We start from the raw sequence: 7,313 nt of genomic DNA, 5'->3' as shown, positions 1-7,313 counted from the left end.
GATAAAATTTTGAATTGTCCAAGGTGGGAACGTTAAAAAACTTAACAAAAACAAGGCAATATTGAGTGGGTGTTGATAAGACTCACATTGTTATAAAGAGACTCATTTTAAGCCGATCAAGCTTGTGAATGAGTGAGTCTTTAAAAACAAGAATCAAAATTAGGTTATAAACATATATTTATATAAAAAATTAACCATTATCAAAATAACGCATAAAATTTACTGCTAATTGGTTGCGCCATTGGTCTACGTTTTTAGAAAATTTGTTAACCATTAAGGCAGAAGCTAAAAAATAAAGTGATTATTTAAAAAAGCTGATCGTCTCTTTAGTCCCAAATGTTTCAGCCTAAAATTTATATAACCAAGCCTTTGATTCTATCATTGAGTAAACCGTAATGCGATCCATAGAGTAATAAATACGGATTGGGCAGCCACAAAAATTGTTTTCACCAGAAACTTACATGAGACAAAGGGAGGTAAATGCAAAAACGCTTTACATCAAAAGATGCAAAGCGTTTTTAAAGATAAAATTTTAAAAAACAAGTTTATGGTTTTTGCATAGCCGCTTATGTGGCGACGACAATGCGTCCAATCTCATCAGGCAGCATTTTGCAATGTTTGGATGCGTGAAGAAGCAGCACCTTGAGCAATGCGGCGTTGCTCAATCCAATCCTCACGGCTTAAGCTGAAATTATCAGCTATTAATAATCCTGATACGATCGATTGTTGCTCACTAACACCTTCATAACGAAATCCTAATTTTTGGATAACCCGCCGCGAAGGGGTATTGGCAGCAAAACAGGTGACATAAATGCTATCAAGATCAGTTGCGCGAAAAATAGTATCGATTAATGCGTTAGTCGCTTCGCTTGCATAGCCCTTTTTCCAATAGGGTTCACCAAGCCAATAGCCGATCTCAACACCATTTGGATCGTCATGGCGTTCTCGAACGCTACAAGAGCCAATAAATTCGCCTGTATCACCCAACGTAATGGCATAGACGCAATGGCCCATCTCGCCCGCAACCGCACGTAGAATAAAGTCGGCCGCATGTTTTCGCGTAAACGGATAAGGCATAGCGCTAAGCATTGCAGAGACACGGCGATTATTGGCGAGATCGGCAATGGCGTCCATGTCTTCAATATGGGGTAATCGCAATACCAATCGTTCAGTTACTAAAACAGGGCAATGCAACTGCCGCCGCCGCTCATTATTGCTGATGCCGTTATTACTTAACGGCTCATTATTATCCAAGGGGTCGTTGCTCATTATAACCTCCAGAGCAAAAGAAAAAAGGGAAAGATGGCGTCCCATCTTTCCCTTATATTTTGGTCTGGATTAACAGTACCGGGGTCCAATGGGACGCCGGACTGTTTTAAGAGCTCCGGCTTACTCTGCTGCTTCTGCCATTTTCACGACAGATACAAAGCTGCGGCCATTGGCTTTCGTACGGAACGAAACCGTGCCGTTAACAAGTGCAAAAATAGTGTGATCTTTACCAATGCCTACATTGTCGCCAGGGTGCCACTGGGTGCCACGTTGACGAAGAATGATATTGCCAGGAATGACAGATTCACCACCAAATTTTTTCACGCCGAGGCGTTTTGATTCTGAATCGCGACCGTTGCGTGACGAACCACCAGCTTTTTTGTGTGCCATAGGTGTTCTCCTAAAAACTTTATTGCTATTGCAAATAATTTAACATTTTGCTGAAATTTACTGCTGCCAGTTTTGGCGCATGTATCAGCGGTTTTAACTTTTATAAAAACCAGTGATGGTTTTTAAATCTTTTAATTAACCAGCAACAATCTCGGAAATGCGGATTGTTGTCAATTCTTGACGATGGCCACGTGTGCGCTTTGAATTTTGACGGCGACGCTTTTTAAAAGCGATAACCTTACGGGCACGGCCCTGCTCGACAACAGTTGCCTTAACCACAGCACCTTTAACGAAAGGAAGGCCGATCTTGGCATCTGCACCAACGCCAACCATCATGACATCGGTAAATTCTACAACGCTACCAGCTTCACCAGCAACTTTTTCTACTTTAAGGAGATCATTAGCAGCAACGCGATACTGCTTGCCTCCGGTCTTGATAACTGCAAACATTTATAAGCCTTTCATACACACCAGATCTCACTGCAATTATAAAACTTTCAAAAATGAAAGATTTTAAACATAAAGGCAAATGCCGTTATTTTAACAGTGGCTAGTCTTTTTATAGTTTGTATCCCATTTATAGCTTTAAGCTAAAACCATGCGACCAACTTGTTTTTCATCAAAATTGCACAAAATTTAAGGCATAGAATCCCAAACCCAATTCATGCAAGTTTTTCTATTGCGAATTTTTGCTGCGATGTCAAGATTTTTTGCAGAATTTGATAAAATAACACTTGTCAGCGATTAAATTCACAGCTATTAAGCCGGTTAGCATGATATGTACTATCTTTGCGCTTTTTTGTAAACAGCAACTGACAAAGCGCATGATTGGAGAGGTGGCTGAGTGGTTGAAAGCACCGCACTCGAAATGCGGCATAGGGGCGACTCTATCGGGGGTTCAAATCCCTCCCTCTCCGCCAGTCATAGCAAGCTTCTTTAATTTCCCTAAGCTTTTGAGATATCTTTATTTTATAACTGAAAAGCAAATTTTTTCACCTAAAACCATTCCCATTCTTTTAAAATTGACTTTCTTATAGATTAGCCTAATTTTAAAACTTCATTTTTAACATTGGGGGATATTGTGAAGGATTTAAAAAAACAATTTGAGGAAGAACTGTTTGCTTTAGCTGAAAGAACATATGCTGAGACAAATTATAATCCAAAAAGATTCAAAAATTTGATAAAGGAACATGGTGGCGTAGGAACAGCCAAGAACTTATTGGGATCTAATAAGCAAGAAGAAGGTTATATCAAATTACTTCAACTGGGACGACTTGACCTCACCATGGAGTATTTTATTGTTAACACCCCTCAATATCATTCACTTTTCACAGAAAAAGAGTTGAAAAAGGCGTTGCAACTTTGTCCAAATGAAGACAAATAGACATATTTGGTTTCACGCCGCACCGAAGCTATATGCTGTCTTATAAAACAAGATTAATTCATAGCTATTTTAAAACAACGGCTGCCCAAGGCAGCCGTTTTCTTTTTATCATAAGTGCAAAAACTACCACTTTACTTTAAAGCCAACGCTGCCTTTTAGTGCATAGCTGTCTGAAAAATCTTGTAAGCTGGTTTTAACCGTGCCTTCACCAAAAAGCGCATATTTATCATCATTCCAGCTATAATTAGCACCAATAGTTACACCGCCCCAAGTGCGTTGATTGCGGTTTTCAAAGGCTTTGTCATTAAGCTTAACTTTTACACCATCGGCAAAATCTTGATAGATATTGGCAATTGCATAAATATTGCTTTTATTCTGGCTGCCATCTTGTTGTTTGATGATGGTTTCGCGTTCAAAACCAAGACCAATACGGGCGGTTAAGCTTTCGGCTTTATCCAATGATACATGCACATTATAAGGGCCGGTGAAATCATCAAAATCAACTGATGACCAACTTAACTGCGCTTGAGGCGTAATGATCCAACCATTATCTAAACCAAAACGGCGACCAGCTTCAATAGACAATGCATAGCCTGTGCCATCATTATCTGAGCGCAAGCCTTGTAAAATGTTTGAATCAAGGTCGCTATTATACCAATTCATCTTGGCAAGACCATCGACATAAAAACCGTTTTCGCCGATCCAAGTTAAATTAGCACCAAAACCATAGCCGTCAGTTTTAATCTTGCCATCACCTACATTCGCATCAATTTTGGTGGAGCCATTAGTATAATTCACGAAAATGCCGCCAAGCAATTTGCCATTGCTATTTTCGCTGAGCAATAGATCAAGTCCAGCTTCCAACTTAACCATATTGGTCGAATGATCGGCACCGCTTGTACTGCGGCTAGGGTCAAATTTACTATGCCCACCTTCAACGCGGCCCCAAAATAATGAGCCAGCTTTGCCTGCCTCGGCTGTATTATTGGCAGCACTATATGGATCAAAGAAATAGCGACCACCAGCGCGTTCGCGATAGGTAGAAACAGCATTTAAATCTAGCAAGGCTTGGCCATAAGTTTCATAGACTGGCACAGCAGGCTGATAATGCGAGCGCAAATACCAATTGCCATCATTACCAGTAATACCGCCACTATTATGCAGGGAATAGCCATAAATGCCGTGAATAATTGACTGCTTGCCCTCGGGAATGATGTAGTCACCATTAGCAAGAGTGAAATGTGCATTTGATGCGCCATTAACTTCAATCAGTTTAATGCCATTTAAAGTTTCTGCGCCTTCGCCGCCAGTGCGCATAACACGCAATGCGGTTGTACCACTTGTGTCTCCAGTCACATGCAACATATCGGTAGCTGATTGATCGCCACCAAAGCTGGTTGCCATTTCAAGTACACTGCCCGCGCCGCCGTGATAAGAACCAACGGTTAATTGATGCCCAGGCAATGGGCGATTAATTGAAGTAAGCGACAAGGTGCTATTATTGATCATTGCACCACTAAGGCGTGAATTGCCGGTAAAGATCAGCGAGCCGCCATTAATAGTTGTTGTGCCGCTCCAGCTATTATCGCCATAGAGCTCAAGCATACCCGTGCCATTTTTAGTAAATGAGCCTTGAGTTGTAACACCTGTTGATGGCGCAACATAATCGCCAATATTATTGCCCCATGTATCATAGGCATTAAAGCCGCCCTTGGTGCTATCCATATTAATGGTAACAAGACCATTAAAAGCACCATAACCATCTGCTGCATCATAAAGGTTTAAACGTGCATAACCACTACCATTATCTAAAGCGTGGCCTGATTGAATTTCAGTTGTTGCCAAAACTTCGCGCAATTGTTCCTTGCTCATATAAGGAAAGCGGTTGGCAATTAAAACTTCCGCGCCTTCTGGCACAACGGCATCAAGATTGGTGGCACCAACAGTTGGCAAACCGTAAGTTAAACGGTAGCGATAAACTTCCTTATCTTTTAATGATTGGGCAAAACCATCGGTGGTTTTGGTGCAAAGCGTAAGATCTCCCGCACAACCTTCATTTAAAAGATTACGCAAATCTTGCTGGGCAGCATCAAAAAGCGCTTTAAAATCTGATGGCAAGGCAAAACGACCGCCCAAAATACCAGGAACTTCGCTATTTAAATAATCTGGATTATTATTGAGCGCTTGGGTCAAAGCATAAAGCGTATGAATACGCGCACCGATGACGTCAAACGCATAATGCACGCCAAGCACGATACGACTATTGCCATATTCGCTACCGCGCAGCATCATTTCCTTATAACGCTCTGGCACCATCATTGCCATGCTCATCGTCGTTACAAAGCCGGTTGCCGAATGGCCACTAGGAAAAGCAGCATTATGGCTTACACCGGGGAAAATATTGGTTGCAGTATTAACTGGCTTGCCAAAATAATTAACGCCATCAAAAGCCACAACCCGGTCTGGTGCAACTTGCAATGGTCGGCTGTCACCAACGCTATTGGCGTTTTCTGGCAATGGATTATAAGCAACATCATAGGTATTAAATATGCCATCACTTGGCATTGTGATGCCGGTTAGCGGATGATCGGGATTACCATCATAACTACCATTGGCAAAATAATTTTTCGCCACAGCAGAATCGCCACCAACAACAATCGCGCTCATTGCGCTCATATATTTAGAAAAGTTTGGTGAAAAGGTCGTTACTTGAAAGCGCTCAGTAACGGAATTATTGTCCTTATAGACTTGTGCAAGCTGCGGCCCCAATGCATCTGCTGCTAAAAGACCATTATAAAGCGAGCCGACGAGATAGCCGGTTGTATCATCATAAATTGCCTGTTGGCGCTCTGCTGCTGTTGCCTGATTATTAATGCGCAACGTTGTTTCCAAGTTTTCACGCAAGGCATTGCGGCCAGCTTCGGTTGAATTTAGCTGACTAAAACCCATAAGCAATTCTGTCGCTTTAATATTTGTATTGGTTTGCGCTTGTGCTTGCACCCCTGCAATCGTCACTAAAGCCGAACTCAATAAAAGATAGGAAAAAAATTTCTGTGTCGTTTTTAGCATCAAAGCTGCCCTCAATATCCAATGTTGCCAAAGTTAATTATTAAGGGTGCTAATGCAGTAGCGATGTTACAGATAAATGACATATTTATGTCAGAAAAATAACATGAATAAATAATGATATTTATAAGAAATAAAACCTATATTTTGCACACTAAAGACGTTTGCTTATCTCAACATAAATCAATTGGCATATTAATTCGATGAGGGTTTGCGTAACAATAATCGCCGGTAATAATGGCACGGCGTTTGGAATTGTTAAGGCAAGCGGCATAATCACCAAAGAATTACGTGTTGCCATGCTAAAGGCAATACTGCGTTTTTGTGGTTTATTTAGCTTGCAAATTTTGCCAAGAATTACCCCCAGAATTGGCGCCAAAATTGCAAAACTGATATAAATAGGCAAAACAGTAAGCAGCGCTTTGCCAGCCAAGCCAAGTTGCGGTGCAATAGCTAAAATGACAATAAATAGCACCATGGCTGTAGCGAGAACTGGAAGACAATCAAAATACTGTTTTAAACGAAAGCCGAATTTTTGCTTTTTTGCCCAAATCTGCACAAAACTTGCAAGACATAAGGGCATAATGATCAGCCATAAAAATGCATCAGTGAAGGGAGCAATTTGGATATAATTTGCTGCTTCTTTACTCAAAAAAAGTGATAAATAAAGCGGTAAAAACATCATTTGCAATAATAATAAAAGTGCCGTTGCACCAAGCAGCGCGCGCGCATCACCTTTACCCATATGAGTGAAAGTCACCACATAATCGATGCAAGGTGATAATAATACCATTAGAACGCCAAGCTTGATTAAAAAATCCAAAGGGAAAATCTGACTTAAACCAAAAACAAGGCATGGAATGACTATAAAATTGCCAAATAGCAAAACTGACAAAAAGCGTAAATCTTTAAACACCTGCCCAAGAGCCGCAAGCGGTACTTGCAAAAATGTTACAAAAAGCATGAAAGCAAGGGCTGGATTGATAAGATTTTCCAAAAATGGTGTAAATTTTTGACTATTGGGATTACCCCAAACAATGAGAAGTGCCAGCAAGACACTGGCAAAATAAATCAATGCTTGCCAATGCTCCAATTGCGTTTGTAATTTTAAAAATTTTTGCAAGCAGAAGCCCCCTTATTGGCGCCAATTTTCCAATTATTTTAAATTATACACTTAAGATAAATTTTCCGTGAATTAATACTT

6 protein-coding genes and 1 tRNA gene are annotated in these 7,313 nt (G+C 40.7%); 2 read left to right on the top strand and 5 right to left on the bottom strand.

All coding sequences use genetic code 11. The features are described from left to right. Positions 1-597: 597 nt before the first annotated feature. The 3 genes from N6B01_RS13770 to rplU form a co-directional block, all read right to left on the bottom strand. Positions 598-1,269: a GNAT family N-acetyltransferase gene (locus tag N6B01_RS13770; protein ID WP_182418319.1), complete on the bottom strand. Its 672-nt coding sequence runs from the start codon at positions 1,267-1,269 to the stop codon at positions 598-600. A 120-nt stretch (positions 1,270-1,389) separates the two neighbouring features. Further along, positions 1,390-1,659 carry a 50S ribosomal protein L27 gene (gene rpmA, locus N6B01_RS13765; protein ID WP_182418318.1) on the bottom strand — a complete coding sequence of 90 codons (270 nt, stop codon included), beginning with the start codon at positions 1,657-1,659 and terminating at the stop codon, positions 1,390-1,392. Between the two features lie 135 nt (positions 1,660-1,794). Continuing rightward, positions 1,795-2,109 (bottom strand): 50S ribosomal protein L21, encoded by a 315-nt coding sequence (gene rplU, locus N6B01_RS13760; RefSeq protein WP_182418317.1) that lies wholly within the window; start codon positions 2,107-2,109, stop codon positions 1,795-1,797. Between the two features lie 380 nt (positions 2,110-2,489). Between rplU and N6B01_RS13755 the strand changes: the two genes are divergently transcribed. Both N6B01_RS13755 and N6B01_RS13750 read left to right on the top strand, forming a co-directional pair. Continuing rightward, a tRNA-Ser gene (locus N6B01_RS13755) sits at positions 2,490-2,579 on the top strand. Between the two features lie 161 nt (positions 2,580-2,740). Continuing rightward, positions 2,741-3,043, top strand: a complete 303-nt coding sequence (locus tag N6B01_RS13750) for a hypothetical protein (protein ID WP_182418316.1) — start codon at positions 2,741-2,743, stop codon at positions 3,041-3,043. 123 nt (positions 3,044-3,166) lie between these two features. Here the strand turns inward: N6B01_RS13750 and N6B01_RS13745 are convergent, their stop codons facing one another. Both N6B01_RS13745 and N6B01_RS13740 read right to left on the bottom strand, forming a co-directional pair. Further along, positions 3,167-6,112 (bottom strand): autotransporter outer membrane beta-barrel domain-containing protein, encoded by a 2,946-nt coding sequence (locus N6B01_RS13745; RefSeq protein WP_262079292.1) that lies wholly within the window; start codon positions 6,110-6,112, stop codon positions 3,167-3,169. A gap of 151 nt (positions 6,113-6,263) precedes the next feature. Next, positions 6,264-7,232, bottom strand: coding sequence for an arsenic resistance protein (locus tag N6B01_RS13740; RefSeq protein WP_262079291.1), 969 nt, complete (start codon positions 7,230-7,232; stop codon positions 6,264-6,266). Positions 7,233-7,313 lie beyond the last annotated feature (81 nt).

It is taken from the genome of Bartonella sp. HY406, from assembly GCF_025449315.1.
In the GTDB taxonomy this organism is placed as follows: Bacteria; Pseudomonadota; Alphaproteobacteria; order Rhizobiales; family Rhizobiaceae; genus HY038.
The sequence above is the reverse complement of the archived record's forward strand: the minus strand, read 5'-3'. Positions and strand labels throughout refer to the sequence as shown.